Genomic DNA, 577 nt, shown 5'->3' with positions numbered 1-577 from the left:
ACTGCATTACTTCCCGAATGGAAAAATACTCGAATGTATGAAGTAGAGATTCGAATTCCTAAAGGAGAAACACTGAGTATTGGAAAAGTTGCGCCACAGAAGATTTCTTTATCAGGGACTGTTCTAAAAGGCGGTGCGGACCAAATATTATTACCGCAAGACTGGCCATTAGAATGGATTTCGGATTTTAGAATAGTTCCTAATTGATGGATTATCAATAATTGAGGGAGAAAAGAGATATGACAAGTAGTTTAAAGCGGATTGCTGAAAAAATTGTTTTTATTATTGAAGAAGAGTACCCCAAACAAAAAAATGTTACAGGCTCAATTCAAAGTATTTATCAATTAGCAAATGAAATTGTAGAAAGTGGAGAAGTAGCAAAAAACATAAATCTTAAAAGTCTAGTTAGAATGTTTGCAGATGAGACAACGCATTATCAAAGTGAGATCATTTACTTACTTCAAGATTTAGATAAGGAATTGAAAAAGAATGAACATAAAAGATAGTTTACAACATTTTTCATCGAATCGAACAGAAGAGAATAGGTCGAAACTTCTTTCAGATATGGAGAAATGGA

1 protein-coding gene and 1 pseudogene are annotated in these 577 nt (G+C 32.9%); both read left to right on the top strand.

From position 1 onward, the window contains the following. Window positions 1-207 (top strand): annotated as a pseudogene (locus B7705_RS00160) (hypothetical protein); the annotation flags it as partial. Window positions 208-239: 32 nt separating this feature from the next. Next, the gene (locus B7705_RS00155) at window positions 240-506 is read left to right on the top strand and encodes a disulfide bond formation protein (protein ID WP_084946697.1); all 267 of its coding nucleotides are present in this window, start codon (window positions 240-242) and stop codon (window positions 504-506) included. Window positions 507-577: the final 71 nt, after the last annotated feature.

This window comes from Streptococcus oralis subsp. dentisani, assembly GCF_002096685.1.
Lineage (GTDB): Bacteria > Bacillota > Bacilli > Lactobacillales > Streptococcaceae > Streptococcus > Streptococcus oralis_AD.
Note: the sequence above shows the minus strand (reverse complement) of the source record. Positions and strands in the feature narration are given on the sequence as shown.